27 protein-coding genes are annotated in these 23959 nt (G+C 65.6%); 9 read left to right on the forward strand and 18 right to left on the reverse strand.

All coding sequences use genetic code 11. The features are described from left to right. Position 1: 1 nt before the first annotated feature. From ACTUWL_RS10865 to ACTUWL_RS10875, 3 genes are read right to left on the reverse strand one after another with little or no spacing between them, the layout of a single operon-like run. Positions 2–871: a metal ABC transporter permease gene (locus ACTUWL_RS10865; protein WP_021078517.1), complete on the reverse strand. Its 870-nt coding sequence runs from the start codon at positions 869–871 to the stop codon at positions 2–4. Between the two features lie 5 nt (positions 872–876). Then, the gene (locus ACTUWL_RS10870; protein WP_021078518.1) at positions 877–1632 is read right to left on the reverse strand and encodes a metal ABC transporter ATP-binding protein; all 756 of its coding nucleotides are present in this window, start codon (positions 1630–1632) and stop codon (positions 877–879) included. Between the two features lie 5 nt (positions 1633–1637). Then, positions 1638–1829 (reverse strand): hypothetical protein, encoded by a 192-nt coding sequence (locus ACTUWL_RS10875; protein WP_021078519.1) that lies wholly within the window; start codon positions 1827–1829, stop codon positions 1638–1640. An 890-nt stretch (positions 1830–2719) separates the two neighbouring features. Between ACTUWL_RS10875 and ACTUWL_RS10880 the strand changes: the two genes are divergently transcribed. Further along, positions 2720–4117 carry an MFS transporter gene (locus ACTUWL_RS10880; RefSeq protein WP_021080138.1) on the forward strand — a complete coding sequence of 466 codons (1398 nt, stop codon included), beginning with the start codon at positions 2720–2722 and terminating at the stop codon, positions 4115–4117. A gap of 139 nt (positions 4118–4256) precedes the next feature. On the opposite strand, the gene ACTUWL_RS10885 is transcribed toward ACTUWL_RS10880, so the two are convergent. Beyond that, the gene (locus ACTUWL_RS10885; RefSeq protein ID WP_021080139.1) at positions 4257–5174 is read right to left on the reverse strand and encodes a LysR family transcriptional regulator; all 918 of its coding nucleotides are present in this window, start codon (positions 5172–5174) and stop codon (positions 4257–4259) included. Positions 5175–5452: 278 nt separating this feature from the next. Between ACTUWL_RS10885 and ACTUWL_RS10890 the strand changes: the two genes are divergently transcribed. From ACTUWL_RS10890 to ACTUWL_RS10900, 3 genes are all read left to right on the forward strand, one after another. Further along, entirely contained in the window at positions 5453–6757 is a 1305-nt protein-coding gene (locus ACTUWL_RS10890; RefSeq protein WP_021080140.1) for an MFS transporter, read from the forward strand. 21 nt (positions 6758–6778) lie between these two features. Then, positions 6779–7852 (forward strand): tartrate dehydrogenase, encoded by a 1074-nt coding sequence (locus ACTUWL_RS10895; RefSeq protein ID WP_021080141.1) that lies wholly within the window; start codon positions 6779–6781, stop codon positions 7850–7852. 334 nt (positions 7853–8186) lie between these two features. After that, on the forward strand, positions 8187–8945 hold the full coding sequence (locus tag ACTUWL_RS10900; protein WP_021080142.1) for a haloacid dehalogenase type II: 759 nt from the start codon (positions 8187–8189) through the stop codon (positions 8943–8945). 29 nt (positions 8946–8974) lie between these two features. On the opposite strand, the gene ACTUWL_RS10905 is transcribed toward ACTUWL_RS10900, so the two are convergent. The 8 genes from ACTUWL_RS10905 to ACTUWL_RS10940 all read right to left on the reverse strand — a co-directional run bounded on the left by ACTUWL_RS10905 (position 8975) and on the right by ACTUWL_RS10940 (position 14282). Then, positions 8975–9739, reverse strand: a complete 765-nt coding sequence (locus ACTUWL_RS10905) for a serine O-acetyltransferase (protein WP_021080143.1) — start codon at positions 9737–9739, stop codon at positions 8975–8977. A 166-nt stretch (positions 9740–9905) separates the two neighbouring features. Next, positions 9906–10397 (reverse strand): DUF2852 domain-containing protein, encoded by a 492-nt coding sequence (locus tag ACTUWL_RS10910; RefSeq protein ID WP_021080144.1) that lies wholly within the window; start codon positions 10395–10397, stop codon positions 9906–9908. 130 nt (positions 10398–10527) lie between these two features. Continuing rightward, a complete protein-coding gene (locus ACTUWL_RS10915; RefSeq protein WP_021080145.1) occupies positions 10528–11229 on the reverse strand; it encodes a TetR/AcrR family transcriptional regulator in 702 nt (233 codons plus the stop codon). 107 nt (positions 11230–11336) lie between these two features. Then, positions 11337–11702, reverse strand: a complete 366-nt coding sequence (locus ACTUWL_RS10920; RefSeq protein ID WP_021080146.1) for a YciI family protein — start codon at positions 11700–11702, stop codon at positions 11337–11339. Between the two features lie 86 nt (positions 11703–11788). Further along, positions 11789–12214 carry a YciI family protein gene (locus tag ACTUWL_RS10925; RefSeq protein ID WP_021080147.1) on the reverse strand — a complete coding sequence of 142 codons (426 nt, stop codon included), beginning with the start codon at positions 12212–12214 and terminating at the stop codon, positions 11789–11791. Positions 12215–12369: 155 nt separating this feature from the next. Beyond that, the gene (locus ACTUWL_RS10930) at positions 12370–12786 is read right to left on the reverse strand and encodes a YciI family protein (protein ID WP_021080148.1); all 417 of its coding nucleotides are present in this window, start codon (positions 12784–12786) and stop codon (positions 12370–12372) included. A gap of 312 nt (positions 12787–13098) precedes the next feature. Next, positions 13099–13470: a nuclear transport factor 2 family protein gene (locus tag ACTUWL_RS10935; protein ID WP_021080149.1), complete on the reverse strand. Its 372-nt coding sequence runs from the start codon at positions 13468–13470 to the stop codon at positions 13099–13101. Between the two features lie 137 nt (positions 13471–13607). Next, the gene (locus ACTUWL_RS10940) at positions 13608–14282 is read right to left on the reverse strand and encodes a glutathione S-transferase family protein (RefSeq protein WP_021080150.1); all 675 of its coding nucleotides are present in this window, start codon (positions 14280–14282) and stop codon (positions 13608–13610) included. A 485-nt stretch (positions 14283–14767) separates the two neighbouring features. On the opposite strand from ACTUWL_RS10940, the gene ACTUWL_RS10945 reads away from it, so the two are divergent. Next, positions 14768–16438, forward strand: a complete 1671-nt coding sequence (locus ACTUWL_RS10945) for a methyl-accepting chemotaxis protein (RefSeq protein WP_021080151.1) — start codon at positions 14768–14770, stop codon at positions 16436–16438. A gap of 165 nt (positions 16439–16603) precedes the next feature. Then, complete coding sequence (locus ACTUWL_RS10950) at positions 16604–17392, forward strand: SDR family NAD(P)-dependent oxidoreductase (protein ID WP_021080152.1); 789 nt, start codon at positions 16604–16606, stop codon at positions 17390–17392. 120 nt (positions 17393–17512) lie between these two features. Here the strand turns inward: ACTUWL_RS10950 and ACTUWL_RS10955 are convergent, their stop codons facing one another. Further along, positions 17513–18103 carry a histidine phosphatase family protein gene (locus ACTUWL_RS10955; protein WP_021080153.1) on the reverse strand — a complete coding sequence of 197 codons (591 nt, stop codon included), beginning with the start codon at positions 18101–18103 and terminating at the stop codon, positions 17513–17515. A 7-nt stretch (positions 18104–18110) separates the two neighbouring features. Then, positions 18111–18863, reverse strand: coding sequence for an adenosylcobinamide-GDP ribazoletransferase (gene cobS / locus ACTUWL_RS10960; RefSeq protein ID WP_035652070.1), 753 nt, complete (start codon positions 18861–18863; stop codon positions 18111–18113). Between the two features lie 151 nt (positions 18864–19014). On the opposite strand from cobS, the gene cobT reads away from it, so the two are divergent. The 3 genes from cobT to ACTUWL_RS10975 all read left to right on the forward strand — a co-directional run bounded on the left by cobT (position 19015) and on the right by ACTUWL_RS10975 (position 21029). Beyond that, on the forward strand, positions 19015–20028 hold the full coding sequence (gene cobT, locus ACTUWL_RS10965; RefSeq protein ID WP_021080155.1) for a nicotinate-nucleotide--dimethylbenzimidazole phosphoribosyltransferase: 1014 nt from the start codon (positions 19015–19017) through the stop codon (positions 20026–20028). Between the two features lie 174 nt (positions 20029–20202). After that, positions 20203–20493 carry a hypothetical protein gene (locus tag ACTUWL_RS10970; RefSeq protein ID WP_021080156.1) on the forward strand — a complete coding sequence of 97 codons (291 nt, stop codon included), beginning with the start codon at positions 20203–20205 and terminating at the stop codon, positions 20491–20493. A 113-nt stretch (positions 20494–20606) separates the two neighbouring features. Further along, complete coding sequence (locus tag ACTUWL_RS10975; RefSeq protein ID WP_021080157.1) at positions 20607–21029, forward strand: hypothetical protein; 423 nt, start codon at positions 20607–20609, stop codon at positions 21027–21029. 82 nt (positions 21030–21111) lie between these two features. Here ACTUWL_RS10975 and ACTUWL_RS10980 read toward each other — a convergent pair whose 3' ends face one another. The 4 genes from ACTUWL_RS10980 to ACTUWL_RS10995 all read right to left on the reverse strand — a co-directional run bounded on the left by ACTUWL_RS10980 (position 21112) and on the right by ACTUWL_RS10995 (position 23835). After that, complete coding sequence (locus tag ACTUWL_RS10980; protein WP_021080158.1) at positions 21112–21522, reverse strand: VOC family protein; 411 nt, start codon at positions 21520–21522, stop codon at positions 21112–21114. A 71-nt stretch (positions 21523–21593) separates the two neighbouring features. Continuing rightward, positions 21594–22130 carry an SRPBCC family protein gene (locus ACTUWL_RS10985; protein WP_021080159.1) on the reverse strand — a complete coding sequence of 179 codons (537 nt, stop codon included), beginning with the start codon at positions 22128–22130 and terminating at the stop codon, positions 21594–21596. A gap of 33 nt (positions 22131–22163) precedes the next feature. Next, entirely contained in the window at positions 22164–22574 is a 411-nt protein-coding gene (locus ACTUWL_RS10990) for a DoxX family protein (RefSeq protein ID WP_021080160.1), read from the reverse strand. A 178-nt stretch (positions 22575–22752) separates the two neighbouring features. Then, positions 22753–23835: an ISAs1 family transposase gene (locus tag ACTUWL_RS10995; protein ID WP_203369004.1), complete on the reverse strand. Its 1083-nt coding sequence runs from the start codon at positions 23833–23835 to the stop codon at positions 22753–22755. Positions 23836–23959 lie beyond the last annotated feature (124 nt).

Below are 23959 nucleotides of genomic sequence, written 5' to 3' on the forward strand. Positions count from 1 at the left end.
ATTACGCCTCGAGATGCCGTCCGGGAAACAGCTGCCGCACCAGGCCGCTGACATTGCCGAACAGCAGCGACACGATATAGAGACCCGCCGCAACCAGGATGATCGCGGGGCCGGAGGGAATCCGGGTCTGGTACGACAGCACGAGCCCGGCATAGCCGGAAACAATCGCGCTAGCGACCGCGATGCAGATCATGGTGGTGATGTCGCGCGACCAGAACCGCGCGATGCCCGCAGGCAGGATCATCAGCCCGACGCCGAGCAGCGTGCCGAGCGCGTGGAAGCCGTTGACGAGGTTGACCACGACCAGCGCCAGGAAGGCGAGATGCGCCGGCGCACCGGCCCGGCTCACGGTGCGCAGGAACACCGGATCGACGCATTCGATCACCAGCGGCCGGTAGATCACCGCAAGCACCAAGAGCGTGATGGTGGCATTGAATGCGATCACCAGCAGCGTCTGGTCGTCCATCGCCAGGATGTTGCCGAACAGCACGTGCAAGAGGTCGATGTTGGTGCCCTTGATCGAGACGATGGTGACGCCGAGCGCGAGCGAGACCAGGTAGAAGGTCGCAAGCGAGGCGTCCTCCTTCAGCTCGGTGGTGCGGGCGACAAGGCCCGCCAGCAGCGCCACGGTGAAGCCCGCGATCAGGCCGCCGGTCGTCATCGCGAACAGATTGAGCCCTGACAGCAGGAAGCCGATCGCGGCGCCCGGCAGGATCGCATGCGCCATGGCATCGCCGACCAGGCTCATCCGCCGCAGCATCAGGAACACGCCGATCGGCGCACCGCCGAGCGACAGCGCGATCACGGCCGCCAGCGCGCGGCGCATGAACTCGAACTCGGTGAAGGGCGTGATCAGTGCGTCAGTCAGCATCGGCGTCAGGCAGCCCGTGAGCGCGGATCGGCGGCGCAGGCCGCGGCAGAGTCGTCGAACGCTTCGCACATCCGCATCGCGACCGTCAGGTTCTCCGCCGTCAGCGCCTCTGCCGTCGGGCCCCATTCCACCGGGCCTCGCGCCAGCAGGAGCGTTTCCGGGAAATTGTTGCGCACCATGTCGAGGTCGTGCAGCGCCGCCAGCACGGTGCGACCCTCGCCGTTCCAGCGCTTCACCAGATCAAGCAGATCGGCGGTGGTCTTGGCGTCGATGGCGTTGAACGGTTCGTCGAGCACGATCAGGCGGGCGTCCTGCAACAGCACGCGCGCGAACAGCATGCGCTGCATCTGGCCGCCGGACAGCGTGCCGATCGGCCGGTTCTCAAAACCGTTGAGGCCGACCGCGGCGAGCGCCGCCAAAATCTTGCCGCGCGCGGCCTTGCCGATGCCGCCGAAGAAGCCGGTCGAGCGCCACAGCCCGGTGCCGACGAAATCGAACACCGAGATCGGGAAGGTGCGGTCGATGTCGGCGGATTGCGGCAGGTAGGCGATGTCACGGTGCTCGAGCCCGTCGAGATCGATCACGCCCGACAGCGGCTTGAGCACGCCCGCGATGCCGCGCAGCAGGGTCGACTTGCCGGCGCCGTTCGGGCCGATCACGGCAAGCAGCGCGCCCGCCTCGACCACACCATTGAGATGGTGCACCGCCGGGTGGCGGTCATAGCCGAGGGTGACGTCGCGGAAGGTGACAAGCGCAGCCACGGGCCTCACCTCATCGCCAGCCAGACCACGCCCCACAGGCCGGCCGAGACCGCGAACGCGGCGAGCAGCCGGGCCGGCACGGGCATCCGCAGGATCGACCAGTGCGCGGTCTGGGCCGGATGGGCGGCTGGGCCATGGCTGTGCCCGTGGGGATGGGCATGGCCGTGATGGTGGTCGTGGGTATGCGTATTCGCCATAGAGAAGACTGTTATATTATAACATAACGCGAGTCCACCGACAGGGAACTCATGGCCGATCCGCAAAACCGGGGGAGACTTGAGCTGCGCCGGCACCGGATCTACCCGGGGAACCCGCCGGGCCGTGTGCAGCTCGCTCCTATCGTCGTCCTGGCGGAAAGCAGGAAGACGATAGGGATGGTTCTCGATTTATTGTCGAACATCGGCATTCAAGGCAAACACGCGGTGTCATGGGAAGGGGACATAGCTTCGCATCTCGCGACAAGATCTGTCCGAGCTGTGCTCTTCGTTTCGCCGCTCTGGAAACAGAGGGCGCAGGGAAAGCCGGGTGCCGATCGCACCCATGGGCCCCGAGCAATGGGTAGAAAGCTCGGGGGGTAGGACCACAGGTGTAACCGGGAACTCCGGCTTTCCCTGCGCGATGGGTTACGGCTTACTTCGTGCTCTCCCCGGCGAGACTGGGCTTGCTTGTCACCGCCCGTGCATGACGCAACGCATCTTGCACGAAGACACCTGCCGTTAGGGCGTCAGGACCACACAACTTCACCGTCCGCCTCCGTCACGCGTCGTCTTTCGTGACCTCGGCGTCCACCGCATCTCACCGCAACACTCCTGACGATGCGCAGCGCCCCTCGATCGGGTGAGACGGGCGAACCATAAACCGAGTTGCACTTCTGATAAAGCGAAATATTTCCGGCGCGATGGATTGACAGGTTTTTGCTGAGTTGCCCGTCGGGTTGAAATGCCGCGGGTGCCACGGCCGCAACGCCCGTGCGAACCGCTCAGGCAGCAGGTTTGGCATCGCGTGCAGCGTCCTGCTGCCACCATGGTGTCAGCAGGATCGGCGTAGGCAGACCCCGAACGCAATCCGGGCGGGGAGCAGGCACGACATGCACGATCGCTCAACCGAGGTCGCTCGCGAGCGATCGAACCTGACCACATTCGTGCTCAGCCTTGGCGCATTCCTGATCCTGTTCGATGTGACCGCGGTCGTGGTCGCCATGCCGGGCATTGCCGACGATCTCGGATTTGCCGTTGCAGGCACCGCCTGGGTCATCGACGCCTACAGCCTTGCCTTCACCGGCGCGTTGCTCGCGTCAGGCGCGCTTGCGGATCGCTTCGGCCGTCGGCGCGCGATGCTGGCCGGCAACATCGTGTTTCTGCTGGCCTCGATCGGCTGCGGCGCGGCGGCGAGCGCTCCGCTGCTGCTCACGGCACGCGCGCTGCAAGGCGTCGGTGCGGCCTTCCTGGGTACCGGCGCGCTCGCGCTGGTCGCCGGCGCATTCCCGCACCAGCGTCGGCGGGCGCAGGCCTTCGCCACCATCGGGACGATCTCGGGCGTTGCGATGGCTCTGGGCCCAACGCTGGGTGGATTGCTTGCCGCCTGGTTCGGCTGGCGCTCGATCTTTTATGCCAACATTCCGTTTTGCCTGACGCTGGCCTTTGCCGTGCCTCGGGTCGTCGCGGAGACGCGCGAATCCGGCGGACGCCCGCTCGATCCCTGGGGTATCGTGCTGTTGACGCTGTCACTGGGTCTTGCGATCGACGCACTGCTGAAGCCCGACGCGCCGTCGACCGTCAGAGCGGCTGGCCTGATCGCGAGCGCGGCGGCGGCATTGGCATTCGTCCGGCAGCAGTGGCACAGCCGAAATCCCGTGCTCGACCCGCGCGTATTCGCGACCGCGCCGATGATCGGGGTCGGCGCGTCCTTGACTTCGATCCAATTCGGCTACTGGGCGGTATTGGTCTATCTGCCGCTGTTCCTGAGCGCCGGCCTGCATGTCAGCATGGAAGTGGCGGGCGTGGCCTTGCTCGCGGCGACATTGCCGATGCTGCTGGTCCCGCTGCTGGGCGGCCGCCTCGTCACCCAATGGGGCTGGCGGCGTTTCTTCATGGTCGCCTTCGGCACCATCGCTTCCGGAGATCTGTTGCTCGTGATCGCTGCGCTATCCGCCGATGCCACCCTGCGCAGCATCGCAACGGTCGCCGGCATGCTGACGATCGGCGTTGGAGCGGCGCTGGCCAACCCGCAATTGGGCAGCACCGCCTTGGCCCTTGCGCCGCCGGCGCAGGCCGGCATGACGTCCGCGATGACAATGATCGTCCGCCAGGCCGGTTTTGCCATCAGCATCGCCGCGCTGGGGGCGACGCTCAGGACGACGGAGGTGGCATCGGCGTATGCGGCTCCATTCGTCCTGGCGACCATCGGTGCGGTCGCCGGCATGATCGCAGCGGCTGCCCTGTATCCTGCACCGGAAGCCGGGGCGTCAGAACGCCGGGAGCGTTAGGGGGCACGTCCGCATCCTCCCGTCATTCCGGGGCGACGCGTCAGCGTCGAGCCCGGAATCCATTCATCGTTTGAAAATGCGGCCCGATGGATTCCGGGCTCTCGCTTCGCGAGCCCCGGAATGACGATGGAGAGAGCCGTCACGCCTCCCTCGCGTAACTCTTCAACCTTGCCTCCAGCACCGCGATCACCTGGTCGCGGACCGGATCGCGGGAGCCTTTCAGCCAGGCGGCGGCGAGCGGCAGGCGGCCGGCGGCGCTGCCGCGTTTGAGCCTGAGGGGAACGAAACGCACGCCCGGGATCGCCATCCGCGCGGTCCAGCGCGGCACGATGGCAACGCCAAGCCGTGCCGCGACCATGTTGACGATGGTCTGCTTTTCGTCGGCGATCTCCTGGATGTTCGGCGTCAACCCGGCCTCGTCGAACAGCTTGGTCGTGAGGTCGTGGCTGTGCGGCCGCGAGCGGCGCTCGGGCACGATCAACGGCTGATCGGCGATATCGGGCAACACGATCTGCTTGCGCCGCGCCAGTCCATGCTTGTGCGACAGCGCCACCACGGCGGTCTCCTGCAGCAGAGGAAAAAACTCGATGCGGCGGTCGGGCCGCTCCGGCGGGCGCACGAACGCGAGATCGAGCGCACCGGACAATAGCTTCGGCAGCAGCCGGATCGTCTTCTCCTCGAGCAATTGCACGGCAACGTCGGGATGGGCGGCGCGGACGTCGCGCAGCAGCGGCGGCAGCAAGCCGGCCGCGGCGCTGTCGATCGCGCCGATCCGGAAGCGCCGCGCCTGCGGCTTGCGCAGCCAGCGGCGAAAGCCATCCTCGATCGCCTCGGCGCGGCTGAGCAGCGCACGCCCCTCGCGCAGCAACGTTGCGCCGTCCTCGGTCAGCGACACCGCACGCGTGGTGCGCGCGAACAACCGCGCGCCGAGGTCCTCTTCCAGCAGCTTGATGTGACGGCCGAGCGCCGACGGCATCATCTGCAGGCGTTGCGCGGCGCGGCCGAAATGCAGTTCCTCGGCAGCCGCCACGAAGCAGCGAAGCTGGTGCAGTTCCAAGACGTGTTTACTCCAGAACCTATCCACCGTCGTTGCGAGCCACCCGGTCGGCGCGAAGCGCCGCCGGATGACAGGCTCCGCGAAGCAATCCGTGCCACCGCATAGGCGGAGCGGTGGATCGCTTCGTCGCTTCGCTCCTCGCAATGACAAAGCAAGGATTATATCATTTTTTTGTATAAACCCACACGGGTTGAACCGGAAGGCCGCAGCCTTCTAGGCTTTTCGGTGGTGCGGCATAACGCGCCGTCCCAACAACAAGACGAACCCCGGGGAAGCCCATGGAAAGCCAGCTTGGCACGCGCGTGTTGCGCAAGATCTCACTGCGCATCGTGCCGTTCATCATGCTGCTGTACTTCGTGGCCTTCATCGACCGCGTCAATATCGGCTTTGCCTCGCTGACCATGAACAAGGACATCGGCCTGTCGCCGACCGTCTATGGCTTCGGCGCCGGTATCTTCTTCTGGGGCTACTTCCTGTTCGAGGTGCCCTCCAACATCATCCTGCACAAGGTCGGCGCGCGGATCTGGATCGCGCGGGTGATGATCACCTGGGGCATCGTTTCGGCCGCGATGGCGCTGGTGCAGGGCGCGACCAGCTTCTACGTGCTGCGTTTCCTGCTCGGCGCCGCCGAAGCCGGCTTCTTCCCCGGCATCATCCTCTATCTGTCCTACTGGTTCCCGGCGCGGCAGCGCGCGGCCGTCACCGCGCTGTTCATGGCTGCGGCGCCGCTGTCGACCGTGCTCGGCTCGCCGCTGTCGGGCGCGCTGCTGGAGATGGACGGAATGCTCGGCTTCAAGGGCTGGCAATGGCTGTTCGTGCTGGAGGCCGTGCCCGCCGTGCTGCTCGGCTTCGTGGTGCTGGGCTTCCTCACTGACCGGCCGGAGCAGGCCAAATGGCTTGCCGACGACGAGCGCGCCTGGCTGGTCAAGACCATGAAGGCGGAGAACGACGGCAAGGCCGCGACCGCAAGCCACAGCATCTGGCGCGGGCTCGCCGATCCGCGCGTGCTGGCGCTGGCGCTGGTCTATTTCGGCACCTCGGCCGGGCTTTACACACTCGGCGTGTGGGCGCCGCAGATCATCAAGGCGTTCGGCCTGTCGTCGCTCCAGGTCGGCTTTCTCAACGCGGTGCCCGCGACCATCGCCGTAGCCGCGATGATCCTGTGGGCGTGGCACTCCGATCGCACCGGCGAGCGCACCTGGCACGTGGTGCTGGCCTGCCTGACGGCAGCAGCCGGCCTCGCGCTGGCCGGAATGTGGACCGGCCTTGCCGCCGTGATCCTCGCGCTCACGCTGGTCAATATCGGTATCTCCTCGTCGAAGCCGCCGCTGTGGAGCATGCCGACCATGTTCCTGTCGGGCTCGGCCGCCGCGGCCGGGATCGCCACCATCAACTCGATCGGCAATCTCGGCGGCTTCGTTGGCCCGGCGATGATCGGCTGGATCAAGGAACGCACCGGCAGCTTCGAGGGCGGGCTCTATTTCGTCGCCGGCCTGCTGGTGCTCTCGGCCGTGCTCACGCTGCTGCTGTCACGCGCGCCGGCCGCGGCCGAACCGCATCCCGATCCCCTGCGAACCCGCTAACCACCCATCCGGAGACAAATCATGCGTACCCATTCCATCGCCGCCATTCCCGCCGACGGCATCGGCCCCGAAGTGATCTCAGCCGGTGTCCGCGTATTGGAAGCGCTGGCCAAGCGCTCCGGCGACATCAGCTTCAACGTCAAGACCTTCGACTGGGGTTCGGACTATTACAAGAAGCACGGCGTGATGATGCCGGCCGACGGCCTCGCGGAATTGAAGACATTCGACGCGATCTATTTCGGCGCGGTCGGCGCGCCCGACGTGCCCGACCACATCACGCTGTGGGGGCTTCGCCTGCCGATCTGCCAGGGCTTTGACCAGTACGCCAATGTGCGGCCGACCAAGATCCTGCCCGGCGTCGCCTCGCCGCTGCGCAATGTCGGCGTCGGCGATCTCGACTGGGTGATCGTGCGCGAGAATTCCGAAGGCGAATATGCCGGGATGGGCGGCCGCGCCCACAGGGGGCTGCCCGAAGAGGTCGGCACCGAAGTCGCGGTCTTCACCCGGGTCGGCGTCACGCGGATCATGCGCTACGCATTCCAGCTCGCGCAGTCGCGGCCGCGCAAATTCCTCACCGTGGTGACCAAGTCGAACGCGCAGCGCCACGGCATGGTGATGTGGGACGAGATCGCCGCCGAGGTGGCCAAGGACTTCCCCGACGTGACCTGGGACAAGATGCTGGTCGACGCCATGACGGTGCGGATGACGCTCCATCCGAAGAGCCTCGACACCATCGTCGCGACCAATCTGCACGCCGACATCCTGTCCGATCTCGCCGGCGCCCTGGCCGGCAGCCTCGGCGTCGCGCCGACCGGCAATATCGATCCGCAGCGCCGCTTCCCCTCGATGTTCGAGCCGATCCACGGCTCGGCCTTCGACATCACCGGCAAGGGCATCGCCAACCCCGTCGCCACCTTCTGGACCGGTGCGCAGATGCTGGAGCATCTCGGCGAGAAGGACGCCGCCGCGCGCCTGATGGCCGCGGTCGAGAAGGTCTGCGCGGCCGGCATCCTGACGCCCGACGTCGGCGGCAAGGCGACGACGAAAGAAGTGACCGACGCGGTGATCGACGCGATCCATGGGTCGAATGTGTAGGGTACGACGATCTCGTCGCATCATGCAGTGAGGCGAGCACGATAGCCGGGCTCCCTCCCCCCTTGCGGGGGAGGGTTGGGGAGAGGGGTACCGCTTGCTCCGCTCTTCGTTAGCAACGGCGATACTCGCTGCGCATGTTGATGCAGTCGAATCGATGTCTCGCAATTCGTCCGGAGCCACCCCTCTCCCCGCCCTCTCCCGCAAGGGGAGAGGGAGCCTGAGAGCCGTGCTCACCTAACGAAGCCGCGCCGCGTCCGATACCGCAACCGGGGACAGAACCGTGCTACCCGATCTGACCAGACGACACTTCATGACTGCTGGAGGACTATCGATCATGGCCGCGATGACGGGGATGCAGCCGGCAAGGGCTGCGACGTGGCACGATGAGATCCGCGCGATCGCGTTCGACGTGCAAGGGACCTGCGTCGACTTCTACCAGCCGATCCTGCGTGCGGGTCAAGCCGTCAACGCCGCCAAGGGGCTCGCGCTCGACTGGGCCAAACTCTCGAGCGAATGGCGCGATCTCTACCGTGCCGCGCTCGACGACGTGATCGCCGGCAAGCGGCCGTGGATCAGGGTCGACCGCATCTATCGCGAGGCGCTGGACGTGCTGCTCGATCGCCACGGGCTCTCGGAGGCTTTCTCCAGGGACGAGCGTGACGAACTGAACACGGTGTGGAGCAAGCTCGACGCTTGGCCCGACAGCGTCGAGGGCCTAACGCGCCTGCGCAGCCGGTTCGTGACCTCGACATTGTCGAACGCCGGCATGGCCGCGGTCGTGGCGGTGGTCAAGCACGCCCGGCTGCCGTTCGACGCCGTGCTGACCGCGGAGCTTGCACACAGCTACAAGCCGTCACCGGCGGTGTATCAGCTTGCCGTCGACTACCTCGGCTATCCAGCCGACAAGATCCTGATGGTCGCCTGCCACAAATACGACCTGAAGGCGGCCCGCGCCTTCGGCATGCGGACCGCATTCGTCGCCCGTCCGCTGGAGTTCGGACCGGCCGCGAAGGTGGACGTCGCGCCGGAGCCCTGGTTCGACCTTCATGTCGACAGCTTTACGCAACTCGCCGACGCGCTGATGCCGGCATGACGATGCAGAGGTGAATTGGTGTGTCCGGCTTACACCGGAGCGCCCGCTTCCGCGCAATTGGTCAGCCGCGCCGGCACGCCGACGGCGGTGCATCCGGCGGGGACATCCGACGTCACCAGCGCGCCGGCGCCGATCTTGGCGAAATCGCCGATGCTGAGATTGCCGATAATCGTGGCGCCGGCGCTGAGCAGCACGCCGCGGCCGATTGTCGGAGCGTGGCGCGGGTCGTCCTGATGCCGTGCGATGGTGACGTTCTGCAGGATCGTGACCTCGTCGCCAACCGAGGCCAGCGCGCCGATGATGATGCCGGTGCCATGATCGAGGAACACCGCGGTTCCGATTTGGGCCGACGGGTGAATGCTGATCTGCAACTGATCCGCCGCCGCGCTCTGCATCAGCAGCGCGAGGTCGGGGCGATCGTGACGCCACAGCCAGTTCGACACACGCCAGGCCTGCAGCGCGAGGTAACCCTTGAAGTTCAACAGCGGCGTGAGCAAGCCCGTGATCGCCGGGTCGCGGCGGACGATCGCTGTCAGATCGGTCGCCGCGGCATCGACCAGCGCGGGCTCGGCCGCATAGGCTTCGCGGGCGGTCCGCATGAACTGTAGGCGATCGGCATCAGTGCGGCAGATGGTCCGGCCAATCAGGAAGGCGAGCGCGCCGCCGAGATCGCCCTGGTCGAGGATGAAGGCTGCCGACGCTTCGAGGAAGGGATCGGCGACAATGGCAGCTTCCGCCTCGCGCCGGATTGCAAGCCAGAGCTCGTCGGAATTCGCCGTCGTGGATAGCGCCATCGCCTTCGCCTCATCGTCCGATCCCGAACGATACAGTGGACATGGCAGCCGCAAAATGCAAACCGCCCGCTTGCTCATCGCAAACGGGCGGCTCAGGGCCATCAGGTGCTATGGGGGCACATCGCCTGAAGGCTAGCGCTTGCCTCGCGTGATCAGCCTTGCAAGATCAGCTCTGCGGCGGCTGGTCGTTCGGCGGAGTCGGACGGGTCTTGTGCTGCGCCATGAAGGCATCGAACTCTTCCTTGTCCTTGGCGTGGCGCAGGCGATCGAGGAAGTTCTTGAACTCGACCTGCTCTTCCTCGAGACGGCGCAGCGTGTCCTGGCGGTACTCGTCGAAGGCGCGGTTGCCGCTGGAGGGCGGGCCGAAGCCGCCGAACGGGAAGCCGCGGCGCTCCATGCGGCTCTTCATCCGCTCCATCTTGTCCTGCATGCGCTCCATCTTGTTCTGCCAGCGATCCATGTCGTTGTGACTCCAACAGGCCATTTTTCTGCTCCCGAGTGTGAAAAAGAGAAGGGCGAGGCCGATCGGCCACCAGATCATGAAGCCGAGGATGATCCCGGCGATCTTCAGGGGATGCCACGGCGTCGCGTAGAAGTACGGGCGGTAGGGTTCTTCGACGGGGCCGCGCCAGCGATTGACATCAGCGGTGTAGGCCATTTCCTTCTCCATCACGGCATCACGCCGTTGTGAATGTAAATAACATTTACATAGATAGCCGATCGCCCGGGAAAGTCAAGCAGCGCGGATGACGCACCTCTCGGATTATTTTTAGCTCAGGCGTTGAACCTTATTTCGGTTTGCCCCACGGGCCCGCCGGCTTGTCATCCGCGGCAGCGGTTCCCGGCCTCTGGTCGGTCCGAAAGCCGAGGCCACGCAGATAGATCAGCACTTCGGCCTCGAGCAGTTCTTCCGGCGACATCGGCAGCTTGCGCCGCGCGGCATCGCCGCGGCCGAACAGCGAGGCGACTCCGTGCGACATCGACCAGATGTGCAGCGCCATCATCATCGCCGGCGGACGCGGCATGCCCGGCGGCGCCAGTGCCGCAAGGCGTTCAGCGGCGGCGCGGATGATCGCAAAGGCGCGCTCGCTCGCGGCCATCAGTGTTGGATTGGCGTCTGGCGGCAGGCCTGATTCGAACATCGCGGAGTAGAACGCCGGCTCCTCCCGCGCGAAGGCGAGATAGGCTTTGCCGACCCGCTCGAACGCGGTGACGGTATCCGGACGGCCGTCATCCCAGGCCGCGGTCAGCAGCGATTCAAATTGCTCGAAGCCGCGCTGCGCGATACTGGCGATCAATTCGTCACGGTCGCGGAAATGCCGGTAGGGCGCGGCGGGGCTGACGCCGGCCATGCGCGCGGCATCGGCGAAGGTGAAGCCGGCCGGCCCCTTCTTCGAGATCAGGTCGAGGGCGGCCTGCAGCAACGCCTCTTTGAGATTACCGTGATGATAGCCGCGCTCGGCGCGGCCTTGGTCCTTGCGCCAGCTCATGTGAACGGCTTTTACATGAGCCGGCAGTAAAGGTCACTAGCGGCGGGGCGGCCGGTCCATCAAGATTAACGGATCGCTCCCGTACCGCGCGGGCTTGGGTCCGAGGACTATCGGCCGGGGATCGGCAGCACCGGCATGATCTCCACGGCTTCGCCGGGGAAGATCGCAAAGTGCGGGTGGTTCTCGAACAGCTTTGCCGCCGCCTCATGCGAGGGCGCGCGCACCACGGTGAATCCGGTCATCAGATTGGTGATGTCGGCGGTGCCGCCCTCGCCGACCTTCTTGGTCTTGCCGAGCGGTCCGCCCATCTCGACGATCACGTCGTGGTGCTTCTCGACCCAGGCGCCCCAGGCGGCCATGCCCTCCTGCTCCTTGGCACGCCGCTCGGCCTCCGGCAGCGCGTTCCAGGCTGCCATGCGCGAACCATTCTTGCCGCCGCCGAGATAGACGGCGAGGAAAGTGTTGCTGCTCATCTTGCGTCTCCGTTGTGGTGGTTGCAGTGATCGTCGATGCGAGGGGCGGTGACACAGCTCGCGGCGTCACCGCTTCCCGATCTGATTTAACGCAGCGCCTTGCCCCAACCGCCCTTCGGATGCTCGAAGGTCGCGGCCGCCTGCTGCACTTCCTCGGAGAAATCGGCCATCTCCTGGACCTGGCGGATCTCGATCATCTCGTTCGCGGTAGCCGGGCACTTCTTGGCCCATTCGATCGCTTCGGCGCGCGAGCCGACCTCGATCATCCAGAAGCCGCCGATCACTTCCTTGGCCTCGGTGAACGGACCGTCGATCACGATGGGCTCGCCGGTGACGAACTTGACGCGCGCCCCCGCCGCCAGCGGATGCAGGCCTTCCAGCGTGATCAGCACGCCGGCGTCCTTCAGCGCCTGATTGTACCGCATCATCGCGGCGACCCGTTCGGGGTCGAGCTCGAGCTTGGCCGGCGCGGACTCGTAGCCGAGCGGGATCATCAGCATCATGAAGCGCATTGGTTGGATTTCCTTGTCGGTTGAATCACGCGCAATCTTCACGCTCGTCACTCCAGGATGCTTCACCAGACACAGGCCGGGAATCCATGACCTGCGACCATGGTCATGTCGTCCGCGCCGTGCGCCGGAGCGATATCGTGGAATGACGTCGGGTATCACTTTTGGCCTGCCTGCGCACGCAGGCGCTCTTCCTGCTCGCGCAGTTCGGGCGTCAGCGCCTCGCCGAAATCCTCCGCGGCGAACACCTGACGGATCTCGATCTCGGAGCCGCCGCCGAACGGCGCGCGCTTCATCCAGCCGATCGCTTCATCCAGCGATTTGGTCTCGATCAGCCAGAAGCCGCAGACCAGATCGCCGCTCGGGCCGAACGGCCCGTGGGTCACCGTGCCCTGCCCGCCGGCATATTTGACCCGCGCGCCCCTGCTGGTCGGATGCAGGCCCTCGCCGGCCTGCATCACGCCGGCCTTGACCATCTCCTCGTTGAACTTGCCCATTGCGGCAAGCATCTCGGTGCTCGGCATCACGCCGGCCTCGGTATCCTTGTTCGCCTTCACGATCACCATGAACTTCATCGTCGTGCTCCGTTGTCTCTCTGCCGATCTCAGCACCGGCGCTCGGTTGAAAGACGACGGACGGTTTGCACTTCCGACACGACCTTTGAAATTGTCTTCGACGTCATTGACGCAGGCTCCTAGTCATCGATCGCCTGATAGGCGAGCGTCCAGAAATCGGAAAACACCGCGGGCGGCTGCGGCGCATCCAGCACGCGAGCCGTGCTTGCGACAGGCCACCGTTTTCACGCGCAATGGGCATTGTTTGGGCTTCCTTCGCAGAGCGTGCGCGCCGATGACGGCGATCGCACGCGCCATATCACCGATGCTGCCTTACCGCTCCTGCCTGACGAGCTCGCCGTCCTGATGCGACGGACCGAAATAGACGTCGATGCGCGATACCTTGTCGCCGTCGAACACGAAGAACTCGGTGTTGCGGAAGCTCTTGCCGTCCCGCGCGACGCAGCGGTAGGTGACGAAGGCTTCAACACCGTCGACCATGATGCGCTCGATCTCGTGGCGGCCGATCCAGCCGCTGTCGCGCCAGCACTCGGCGAAATAGCGCGGCTTGTCGATGTTCTCGCCATACGGCGTCGAGAAACGGAAATCCGCAGTGAACGCCGCCTCGACGCTCGCGCGATCGTTGGCGAGATAGGCGGCGAAGAGGGAGCGGATGATCTCCGCCCTGTTGCCAGCTGCAGCCATGTCGTCTCCACACATGTCGCCCGGGCCTCTGGAGGTTGCGCGCTCCAGGGCCCGGGTCTCAGGGAGATGACGAACGGCACGACGCGAAACCGACATCGCGCCGCAATTTATTTTCGGAACCGGAACCGGATCGGCGCTCACCCTTCCTGCGGGAACATGCCGAAATAGGGCTCGGCCTCCTTGAGGACCCGCGCGAAGGACGGCCGCGCCTTCAGCCGCTCGAGATAAGCGGCCAGGTGGCGGTGCGCCTCGCCGATCGGCTCGACCTTGTTGCCGTAGAACAGCGCCGGCGCGGCCGCGCAATCGGCGAGCGTGACATGCTCGCCGATCATCCAGCCGCCATGCCCAAGCTGCTGATCCAGGATCAGCAATTGCTGATCCAGGATCGCATAGGAGGCGCGGAGCTGCGCCCGCGCCTCGGCGACGCCGTGCGGATCCTTGGCGTCCGCCGGCCGCAGCCGGTCGCCGACGATCTTCTGCGTCGGCAGATGGACATAGAGATCGAGGAAGCGGTCGCGCAGCCGGGTCTGCAGCGCGAGGTCCGGATGGTCCGGGATCAATTTGACGGCACCGGGATAGTGTCGATCGAGATATTCGATGACGATGCTCGATTCAGGCACTGTCTCGCCGCGCGTCTCGTCGCGCAGCACGGGGAAGCGGCCGATCGGCCACAGCGCGAGCAACGCCGCGCGCTCGGCGGGATCGCCGAGATTGACCATATGCGGCGTGAACGGTGCGCCGTTCTCGTAAAGCGCGACCAGCGCCTTCCAGCAGAACGAGGACAGCGGGTGGTAATGCAGGGTGAGCGACATCGGAACTCCATCATGAATCGGTCTACCGAGGACGGGCCGGAGACAGTCGTGCCGACATCTCGTGCGGAAATTATTTGTGCGGCGCCCGGCGCTGAGAGCGGACATCGACGCGACACGCATTCGTCGAGATCAGCGAATCGAAGTGCTGGATCGATCCTTGAAAACAGTCGGCAATATCAGCCTTCGTGATAGGTCTATCAGAGCTGGTGAAGTGCACGCGTTGCAATCATCCGCATCAGACCAGAATTGTCATCGATTTTCGTCCGTAAGATTACGGTGAACATTGCATCGCGACTATGGATGATAACGTGCAGATGAAAAAATTACTTCGCGAAATGAGATAGATGGACATGCGCCGCACTGCGTTATGCAATCCGTGCCAAGCCGCAGCCTTTACCGATGCTAAACGGCTCGCTGCAACCTTTCCGTGAGTTGCCGCGATCCGCTTTTCCATCCCGTCTCATTTGAACATTCACGGAGCCCTGATGTTCGGTTTCAGCAACAAGGCAAACAACGACAGTGCGCTGGCGCAAGCCGCAGCGATCGGCAAGTCGCAGGCAGTCATCGAGTTCAAGCTCGATGGTACCATCGTCACCGCAAACGAGAACTTCCTGAACGCGATGGGCTACTCGCTCGACGAGATCAGGGGCAAGCACCACAGCATGTTCGTCGAACCGGCCACGCGCGACAGTCACGACTATCGCGAATTCTGGGCGCGACTGAACCGCGGCGAATTCCAGGCCGCACAGTACAAGCGCATCGCCAAGGGCGGCCGCGAGATCTGGATCCAGGCCTCCTACAATCCGATCCTGGACAAGGCCGGCAAGCCGGTCGGCGTCGTCAAGTTCGCCACCGACATCACCGCGCAGAAGATCCACAGTATGGAAGATGCCGGCAAGATCGCTGCGATCGGCCGGGCCCAGGCGGTGATCGAGTTCAACATGGACGGCACCATCGTCAACGCCAACGAGAACTTCCTCAACGCGATGGGCTATTCGCTCCCCGAGATCCAGGGCAAGCATCACAGCATCTTCGTGCCGACGGCCGACCGCGACAGTGCGACCTACCGCAATTTCTGGGCGCGGCTGAACCGCGGCGAGTTCGAGGCCGGCGAGTTCAAGCGCATCGCCAAGGGCGGCAAGGAGATCTGGATCCTCGCCAGCTACAATCCGATCCTCGACGATCGCGGCAAGCCGTTCAAGGTCGTCAAGTTCGCGACCGACGTGACTGAGCAGAAGCTGAAGGCCGCCGACAATGACGGCCAGATCGATGCGATCGGCAAGTCGCAGGCGGTGATCGAATTCAACATGGACGGCACGATCCGCAACGCGAATCCGAACTTCCTCGCCGCGATGGGCTATTCGCTTGCCGAGATCCAGGGCCGGCATCACAGCATGTTCGTCGAGCCGGTCGAGGCAAGCTCGCAGGGCTATCGCGAGTTCTGGGGAGCGCTGAACCGCGGCGAGTTCCAGGCCGGCGAGTTCAAGCGCATCGCCAAGGGCGGCCGCGAGATCTGGATCCAGGCCTCCTACAACCCGATCCTCGATCTCAACGGCAAGCCCTACAAGGTGGTGAAATACGCCACCGACATCACCGCGCAGGCGATCGGCCGCAAGAAGGCCGACAGCGCGCGCGGCCTGATCGAGGCGGTCGCCGCCGGCAGCGAGGAGATGAGCGCCTCGATCCGCGAGATCTCGGAGACCATGACCAAGTCGAAGCAGAACGCCGCGGTCGCCACCGGCCGCGTCGAGGCTGCCGACGGCCAGGCCCAGAAGCTCAATACCGCAGCTCAGGCGATGAGCGGCATCGTCGAGATGATCTCGAGCATCACCGGGCAGATCAACCTGCTCGCGCTCAATGCCACGATCGAATCGGCACGCGCGGGCGAAGCCGGCCGCGGCTTCGCGGTGGTCGCCTCCGAAGTGAAGAGCCTCGCCAACCAGGCCAAGCAGGCGACCGATACGATCTCCTCGGAAATCGATGCGCTCAACTCGATCGCCGCAGCGGTGGCGACCTCGCTGTCCGAGATCAAGGCTGCAATCGCCGGCGTCAACGAATACATCACCTCCACCGCCGCTGCGGTCGAGGAGCAGAGCATCGTGACCCAGGACATGTCCACAAACATGCAGCGCGCCTCCGCCGAGCTCGCGGCGTAAGGCGCGGTGCGATCCTCGAAGGGTGCGCGGCCCGGGCTGGGGACCGCGCATCCTTCGAGACGCCCACTTTCGACGCAAGAATGACAAGGCATCCCTGTCGGGTTGACACGTTAGGGTAAAGGTCGCAGACGGTCGGGATTTCTGCCCGAACCGATGGACCTTCCGATGACTCCCTTCGCACACAAAGTCGCCCTCGTGACCGGCGCCGCGCGCGGCATCGGGCTTGCGGCGGCGAAGCGCTTTCTCGCCGACGGCTGGCGCGTCGCGCTGCTCGACATCGAGGGCTTGCTGCTGGAGAGCACAGTGGCGGCCTTGAAGCAGCCCGACGACACGCTGGCGCTGACCTGCGACGTATCTGACGCTGCCGGTGTGGCAGCCGCGATCGCTGCGATCGCAAACCGCTTCGGCCGGCTCGACGCGCTGGTCAACAATGCCGGCACGGCGGTGTTCGCGCCGGTATTGGAGACCTCCGACGCCGACTGGAGCCGGATCATGGCGGTCAACCTCACCGGCCCGTTCCTCTGCACCAAGGCGGCTGCCCCCTTGATGCGCGAGCATGGCGGCGGCGCGATCGTCAACATCACCTCGATCTCGGCGGTGCGCGCCTCGACGCTGCGCTCGGCCTACGGCACCAGCAAGGCGGGGCTCGCGCATCTCACCAAGCAGCTCGCGGTCGAGCTCGCCTCGCTCGGCATCCGCGTCAACGGCGTGGCGCCTGGGCCGGTCGAGACCGCGATGGCGAAAGCCGTGCACACGCCGGAAATCCGCGCCGACTATCACGACGCGATCCCGCTCAACCGCTATGGGCTGGAGGAGGAGCTGGCGGAGGCGATCTTCTTCCTCTGCTCGGACCGCTCAAGCTACATCACCGGACAGATCCTCGCCGTCGACGGCGGCTTCGACGCCGCCGGCATCGGCCTGCCGACCCTGCGCGGCGAGCGGCGGAATGGGTAATCTTTCCAACCGCGCATTCATTGCATCACCGTCATCCGGAGGAGCCGCGTAGCGGCGTCTCGAAGGATCGACGGCTACCGGCCGGGCTGTGCATCCTTCGAGGCTCGCTCCGCTCGCGCCTCAGGATGACGGGACTGGTAGCGGCGATTGATTCACGCCAACAACACGCCACGTATTCTTGAGCCGATCGATCCGCGTCAGCGACAGCGGATCGATGACGAAGCGCAATGCGAGCTCCGGCGCGAGCTCAAGCGCGATCGCGAGGATCGCGCGGATGGTGCCGGAATGCACGACCAGCACGACGTCACCGACCGGCAAGCGTGCTAGCCCAGCTCGCGCGCGGGCGATCTGATCGGCAAAGCTTTCGCCGCCGGGCGGCCGGTTGGTGCCCGGCGATTGCCAGAACGCGCGATAGGCTTCCGCGCCGAGCTCTTGCTCGATCTCGCTGTGGCGGCGGCCGGTCCAATCGCCAAAATCCTGCTCGCGAAAGGCTTCATCCGCCGTTGCCGTAAGGCCGAGCCGCACGGCGGTCTCGCTGGTGCGCCGCGCCGGACTGCACACCGCGAAAGCGTTGGCCGGCAGCCGCGCCTGCAACGTGGCGAAGGCCGCGGCATCGCCGAGGTCGGCGGGCGCATCCGGCGCATGGATCACGCCGCGCGGACCGTCGACCGGCGCGTGGCGGATCAGCCAGAGATGCGTTTCACCGTTCATTTTTCCACTATCCCAACCGCGCTGCGAGCAGCACCAGGATCGCCGTCTCCGCGACCTGCTCGGCACCGCCAAGCACATCGCCGGTCTGGCCGCCGATCTGCCGCCTTGCCAATTGCATCATGATCAATGCGCTCGCGCCGGCCGCGATCGCCGCCAGCAGCGCGCTGCCGAGGGGCAGCGCAAGGATTGCTATCAAGAGCGCGATGCCGGCCGCGACCGCCGCGATCGCACCATCGGGCCGGCCGGCATTGGCGGCGAGACCATCTTTCCGGGCGTAAGGCAGGCTGATCGCGATCCACGGCAGCGCGCCGCGACCGAGCGCATGCGCCGCGATCAGGCTCTGCACGACCATGCCGTCGGGAAGCGCAGCCAGCGCCGCAAGCTTGCTGGCAAAGCTCACCACCAGCGCCAGCGCGCCATAGGTCCCGAGCCGGCTATCACGCATGATCTCGAGCTTGGCCGCGACATCGCGGCCGCCGCCGAATCCGTCGGCGACATCGGCAAGCCCGTCCTCATGCAGCGCACCGGTCAGCAGCGCAGCCCCGCCGAGCGTGAGCGCGGCCGCGGCAAGATCCGGCACGCCGATCGACCGCAGCAGCAGGCAGAACAGCCCGACCGCCGCCCCGATGCCGGCGCCGACCAGCGGGAACAGTCGCTGCGCCCGCGCAAAGCTTTCCGGCCGCGCGCCGTCCGGATGCGGCATCGGCAACCGGGTCAGAAAGGCGATGGCGATCCTGAGATCGTCGAGCCATTGATTCATGGTCGGCCTTCGAATTGAACTAAAGCGCGATGAGATCGGGCGGATCGTCATCGCGCTTTAGCCTCGTGATTGGGCATGATCTTCTCGGAAAACCGCTTCACACTTTTCCGGATCATGCTTTAGTTTGCGGCCCGCTCGACGAGGGAATCGCATGCAGTTCAATACTCTAGACGACATCCGCAGCTTTTGTCGCGAGCTGCCCGAGGGCGACGAGGCCACTGCCGCAGCAGCAACCCTGCGCCAGCAGAACCTGACCAAGCCGCCGGGTAGCCTCGGCCGGCTGGAGGAGGTCGCGATCTGGCTGGCGCGCTGGCAGCGGCGCGAACTCCCCCGGCTCGACCACGTGACGATCGCCGTGTTCGCCGGCAATCATGGCATCGCCGAGCGCGGCGTCTCGGCCTTTCCCGCCGAGGTCACCGCGCAGATGGTGGCGAACTTCGCCGCAGGCGGTGCCGCGATCAACCAGATCGCCAAGCTCGCCGGCGCCGAATTGCGCGTCGAGCCGCTCGAACTCGCGCGGCCGACCCGCGATTTCACGATGGCGCCGGCGATGGATGGCGCCGACTTCCTGGTCGCGCTCGACACCGGGTGGCGCACGGTGCCGGAGCAATGCGATCTGCTCGTGGTCGGCGAGATGGGAATCGCCAACACCACGGTGGCCGCGACGCTGTGCGCGGCATTGATGGGCGGGCGCGGCGCGCGCTGGGCCGGCCGCGGCACCGGCGTCGACGATGCCGGCCTGCTGCGCAAGCGCACCACGATCGATACCGCGCTGAAAATACATCGCAACCTGCTCGAGGATCCGCTCGCCGTCGCCGTCGCGCTCGGCGGGCGCGAACTCGCGGCCATCTTCGGCGCCGTGCTGGCGGCGCGCGCAAGATCAATCCCGGTGCTGCTCGACGGCTTCGTCGCGACATCGGCGGTGCTGCCGCTGGCGCGGCTTGCGCCCAACGGCCTCGCACATTGCCGCGCCGGGCACGTCTCGGCCGAACTCGGCCATCGCATGCTGCTGCGCGATCTTGAGCTCGCACCCCTGCTCGATCTCGAGATGCGGCTCGGCGAAGCCTCCGGCGCGGGGGTTGCGATCCAGCTGCTGCGCGCGGCACTGGCCTGCCACGGCGGCATGGCGACCTTTGCCGAGGCCGGCGTCTCCGGCGCGGCCTGAGGCCGCCGGCCGAGCGGAAAAGCTCCCCAAAAAGCCGGTGCATACCGCCCGCATCGGGCGCAATCTTCGCGTGCGCAGCATGACCTCTGCGCGCCGCGCGCCTAACCTCTGCGGCGCTGGGCGCCAGCCGGCGCCTCGGCCATGCTGAACCAGATACCGGGGAGAAATCGCGTCATGTCGGGAGTCCTCATCAATCTGATCATCCAGATCATCAGCGGAGCCGTCGGCGGCAATGTCGCCGCGGGAGCGGCCAAGAACATCGATCTCGGCACGCTCGGAAACACCATCGCCGGCGCCATCGGCGGCGGCGCGGGCGGACAGCTTCTGGGCATGCTGATCCCGCTGCTTGCCAATTCAGGTGCTGCGCCTGACATCGGCAGCATCATCGGACAGGTCGCGGGCGGCGGCGTCGCCGGCGCGGTGCTCACGGCGATCGTGGGTGCGCTCAAGAACCGCGCAGCCTGAGTCCGCCTGCCGATCGCGAACCGGGGCATCCGTCTTGACGATGCCCCATTCCGGCGCGAGCCTGTGACCACGGATGCGGGACCTCGATCGCATCGGCGGCAGGGATTGCGCTTATGAGAACACTCGTCGCGGCGGCAGCTCTCTGCGCAACGCTCGGCTGCGCACATGCCGACGTTCGCATCCTCGCCAGCCCCGGCGGGCAGGTCGGCCCGTTCATCGACCTGTTCGACAAGGTGCGCGAGTCCGGCGAACGCGTGGTGATCGACGGGCCGTGCCTGTCGGCCTGCACGCTGGTGCTCTCGATGGTGCCGGGCGACCGCATCTGCGTGACGCGGCGCGCCGTGCTCGGCTTCCACGCCGCCCGCTCGATCGACCGACGCGGCCGCACCTATGCGGAGCCGGAAGCATCCGAAGCGGTGCTGGAAGCCTATCCTGCGCCGGTGCGCGGCTGGATCATCCGCCGCGGCGGCCTGACCTCGCGCCTGCTGCTGCTGCGCGGTCGCGAGCTCGCCGCGATCTATCCGCGGTGCCGGTAGAGCGCATTCATCGTCCCGTCATCCCCGCGCAAAGGCGAAGCCATTTCGCGGGGGATGACGGTGATAGAGACCGCTGTCCGCCCTACATCCCCTGCGGGCAGTTCACCATCCAGGGGATGCCGAACTGATCGACGCACATGCCGAAGCCGTTGGAGAAGAAGGTCTTGCCGAACGGCATGGTGACCGCGCCGCCTTCGGACAGGTCCTTGAAGCGGCGTTCGGCCTCCGCGGGATCCTCGACCTGCAGCGAGACGTGGAATCCCTGCGGCTTCTGGAAGTGGCCGGGCGGGGCGTCGGAGGCCATGATGATCTCGCCGTCGATCGTGAGGCGGGCGTGCATGATCTTGTCCTTCCAGCCCGGCGGGGTCTGCATTTCCGCATTGCCCTCGCCATAGGGAAAAGTTTCCTCGATCCGCGCGCCGAGAACCTTCTCGTAGAATTTCAGCGCGGCGCCGCAATTGCCGTCATAAGAGAGATAGGGGTTGACCTGCATCGCGTGCTCCCTGGGTAGATCCTGCGCGGTTTCTTCATGCGAACCGGTAAACCACTTCGCTCGAAACGGCGCTATTTTTCCGTCAGCTTCTTCAGATTGGCGAGACCGACCTCGAAATCCTTGCCGATCATGTGGTCCAGGTTCATGAACACCTGCATCACCTTCGACATGAAGACAGCCGGACCATACATGGTCCATGTGACGCTGGTCGCATCTCCCTGCGGCAGCATTGTGAACTCGGCGGTGTTGTGGCCCTCGAACGGCTTGAGGAAGTCGAGCTTGATGACGACCTTCGACGGCGCCGACGACTGCAATATCTCCATGCGGCCGGTGCCGACATTCTTGTTGCCGTCCCAGGCATAGACCGCGCCCTGCCCGCGTTCGGCGCCGTCGTAGCTGCGCTTCATGTCAGGATCCCGGTTCTCATAAGGCGACCAGACCGTCCACTGCCGGAAATCGTCGATCAGCGGAAAGATCCGTTCGGCCGGCGCGTTGATGCTGGTCGCACGCGTGACGCGGAACGTGCTCGGCTTGGTCGCCGCGAGGATGAGGATGACGGCAATCGCGACCGCGAGGATGACCGCGATGATGGCAAGGGTCTCGAACATGATGGTCTCCAGCAATATGAATTGAACCATAACTCAGCGGCGGAACGGAAGCAGCGCACGCAGATTGCCGTCGCGCAGGTAGAGCCCGCCCCACACCATCAGGCCGAGATAGAGCCCGAACAGCGTGTGGGTGAACAGCGGGCTGCCAATCCGCAGATGCGATGCGATCGCGCCGCCGAGATAGCCGGTGAGCAGGATGGCGCCGAGGATCGAGGTCGGCGGCACCGAGTACAACAACGTGCAGACGATGGTGATGATGCCGAGGCTGCGCGCCAGCGTATCGCTCGCGCCCCAGCCCATCTTGTCCATGGTCTCGGTGACGACCGGCAACGGCACCAGCTTGATCGCGCCATCGAACAGCAGGAAAAGAATGACTACGCCGCTCATGACGCGGCCGGTGATGCGGGCGGGCTTTGAGACTTCGGTGTCGACGATCGTCGGCATGGCAGGCTCCGTAACGCTTGGTGATGCTCTCTGCCTTCATGACGAACGAAGGGATGCGGGGCCGACAGCGCGGGTGAAGATTTTTCTCAAGCGCTACCGGAGTTGCGAGAGCGACGCACAAATTGATCAGCTCGCCCGGGGCTTACCCCTCTCCCCAGCCCTCCCCCGCAAGGTAGGGCTATCGCATATGGGCCAGGACGGTGAGAAGGAAGTCGTTGCTCCATCTTGCCTGGAGCATTTTGTGGCTGGTCCGCGCTGGACCTGGCGTGGCTTGCAGGGCGTTGATGGCGAGCTTGCGGATGACGGCAAGGTTCTCCGGGGCGTGGTCCTTGCGGCTGCGGCAAGCGTCCTCGTCGAACAGAACGTCGAGAACCCAGTGCAGGTTGTTCTCGATGCTCCAGTGGGCGCGGACGACGTCGAGCAGCTTCTTGGCCGACAGCCGCCGCGAAGCCAGAAAGTATCGGGCCGTCCGCTTGGCAGGCTTGCCGGCAGTTGCGCGCCAGCTGTCGATGCGGCCGACCGCGACGATAGCGGAGAAGCCATGTTGCTTCGCCAATTGCGGTGCCGGCACGATGATGGCTTGCCGGCGCTCGATGCGATCGTGGGCGGCGGTTCTTCGCTGGCTTGCTCGCGCAGGCCGTCGGGCGGTGTCGAGCAACGCCTTGGCGGCCTTGAAGAGCCGGCCGCGATTGCTCTTGATGGCCAGAACGTAGTGGCCCTTCCGGTCGCGGATGGCTTGCGCGACATCGGGCCGGCAATGCAAGGCGTCGGCAGTGACAAGAGCGCCGTCCAGATCGAGCGAGGCGAGGACTTCGAGAACGCCGGCAACCTCGTTGCGATTGGGGGCCTTCCTTTGAGCCAGCGCCATGCGTGTGCCTGCCGCCCAGACATTGACCATATGCAGCGGTGTGGATTGCCGCCCACGCATGAAGGCGCCGCGCAACGCCTTGCCGTCGATGCTGACCACGCCCTTGATGCCGAAGCCCTTGCTGAGCTTGCGCAAAATCGCTTCCAACCCCTTCGGGTCCAGAGCACGGAAGACGTTGCTGAACGTATCGTGGCTGGGGATGCCGGATCTGAGCTCCAGGAACCGCTGCAACAGCTCCTCTCGGCCTTTGCCGAAGAACTCGAACTCGGTGCAGGTCTTGGCGCCGGCCAGTGTCGCCGCCAAGGCGATGACGATGATCTCCACCAGATCGTGCCGCACGTTGCTGGCGCGGGGGTCCTTGAGTGGTCGAAGCAGGCGCTTGAGTTGGCGCATTCTGGTCTCCCTCGGGAAGCGAGAGACACCCAAAGAATCCAGTTCCAACCGCTTGGCAACACCCCTCCATCGCCATATGCGATTCCCCTACCCGCAAGGGGGAGGGTGCCTGACCTGCGTGCTC

Source organism: Bradyrhizobium sp. WCU1, from assembly GCF_053474805.1.

Coding starts and splice junctions, on each gene's coding strand:
- ACTUWL_RS10865 (WP_021078517.1), bottom strand. CDS start 871: ATGCTGACTGACGCACTGATCACGCCCTTCACCGAGTTCGAGTTCATG.
- ACTUWL_RS10875 (WP_021078519.1), bottom strand. CDS start 1,829: ATGGCGAATACGCATACCCACGACCACCATCACGGCCATGCCCATCCC.
- ACTUWL_RS10880 (WP_021080138.1), top strand. CDS start 2,720: ATGCACGATCGCTCAACCGAGGTCGCTCGCGAGCGATCGAACCTGACC.
- ACTUWL_RS10890 (WP_021080140.1), top strand. CDS start 5,453: ATGGAAAGCCAGCTTGGCACGCGCGTGTTGCGCAAGATCTCACTGCGC.
- ACTUWL_RS10895 (WP_021080141.1), top strand. CDS start 6,779: ATGCGTACCCATTCCATCGCCGCCATTCCCGCCGACGGCATCGGCCCC.
- ACTUWL_RS10900 (WP_021080142.1), top strand. CDS start 8,187: ATGGCCGCGATGACGGGGATGCAGCCGGCAAGGGCTGCGACGTGGCAC.
- ACTUWL_RS10905 (WP_021080143.1), bottom strand. CDS start 9,739: ATGGCGCTATCCACGACGGCGAATTCCGACGAGCTCTGGCTTGCAATC.
- ACTUWL_RS10910 (WP_021080144.1), bottom strand. CDS start 10,397: ATGGCCTACACCGCTGATGTCAATCGCTGGCGCGGCCCCGTCGAAGAA.
- ACTUWL_RS10915 (WP_021080145.1), bottom strand. CDS start 11,229: ATGAGCTGGCGCAAGGACCAAGGCCGCGCCGAGCGCGGCTATCATCAC.
- ACTUWL_RS10920 (WP_021080146.1), bottom strand. CDS start 11,702: ATGAGCAGCAACACTTTCCTCGCCGTCTATCTCGGCGGCGGCAAGAAT.
- ACTUWL_RS10925 (WP_021080147.1), bottom strand. CDS start 12,214: ATGCGCTTCATGATGCTGATGATCCCGCTCGGCTACGAGTCCGCGCCG.
- ACTUWL_RS10930 (WP_021080148.1), bottom strand. CDS start 12,786: ATGAAGTTCATGGTGATCGTGAAGGCGAACAAGGATACCGAGGCCGGC.
- ACTUWL_RS10935 (WP_021080149.1), bottom strand. CDS start 13,470: ATGGCTGCAGCTGGCAACAGGGCGGAGATCATCCGCTCCCTCTTCGCC.
- ACTUWL_RS10940 (WP_021080150.1), bottom strand. CDS start 14,282: ATGTCGCTCACCCTGCATTACCACCCGCTGTCCTCGTTCTGCTGGAAG.
- ACTUWL_RS10945 (WP_021080151.1), top strand. CDS start 14,768: ATGTTCGGTTTCAGCAACAAGGCAAACAACGACAGTGCGCTGGCGCAA.
- ACTUWL_RS10950 (WP_021080152.1), top strand. CDS start 16,604: ATGACTCCCTTCGCACACAAAGTCGCCCTCGTGACCGGCGCCGCGCGC.
- ACTUWL_RS10955 (WP_021080153.1), bottom strand. CDS start 18,103: ATGAACGGTGAAACGCATCTCTGGCTGATCCGCCACGCGCCGGTCGAC.
- cobS (WP_035652070.1), bottom strand. CDS start 18,863: ATGAATCAATGGCTCGACGATCTCAGGATCGCCATCGCCTTTCTGACC.
- cobT (WP_021080155.1), top strand. CDS start 19,015: ATGCAGTTCAATACTCTAGACGACATCCGCAGCTTTTGTCGCGAGCTG.
- ACTUWL_RS10970 (WP_021080156.1), top strand. CDS start 20,203: ATGTCGGGAGTCCTCATCAATCTGATCATCCAGATCATCAGCGGAGCC.
- ACTUWL_RS10975 (WP_021080157.1), top strand. CDS start 20,607: ATGAGAACACTCGTCGCGGCGGCAGCTCTCTGCGCAACGCTCGGCTGC.
- ACTUWL_RS10980 (WP_021080158.1), bottom strand. CDS start 21,522: ATGCAGGTCAACCCCTATCTCTCTTATGACGGCAATTGCGGCGCCGCG.
- ACTUWL_RS10985 (WP_021080159.1), bottom strand. CDS start 22,130: ATGTTCGAGACCCTTGCCATCATCGCGGTCATCCTCGCGGTCGCGATT.
- ACTUWL_RS10990 (WP_021080160.1), bottom strand. CDS start 22,574: ATGCCGACGATCGTCGACACCGAAGTCTCAAAGCCCGCCCGCATCACC.
- ACTUWL_RS10995 (WP_203369004.1), bottom strand. CDS start 23,835: ATGCGCCAACTCAAGCGCCTGCTTCGACCACTCAAGGACCCCCGCGCC.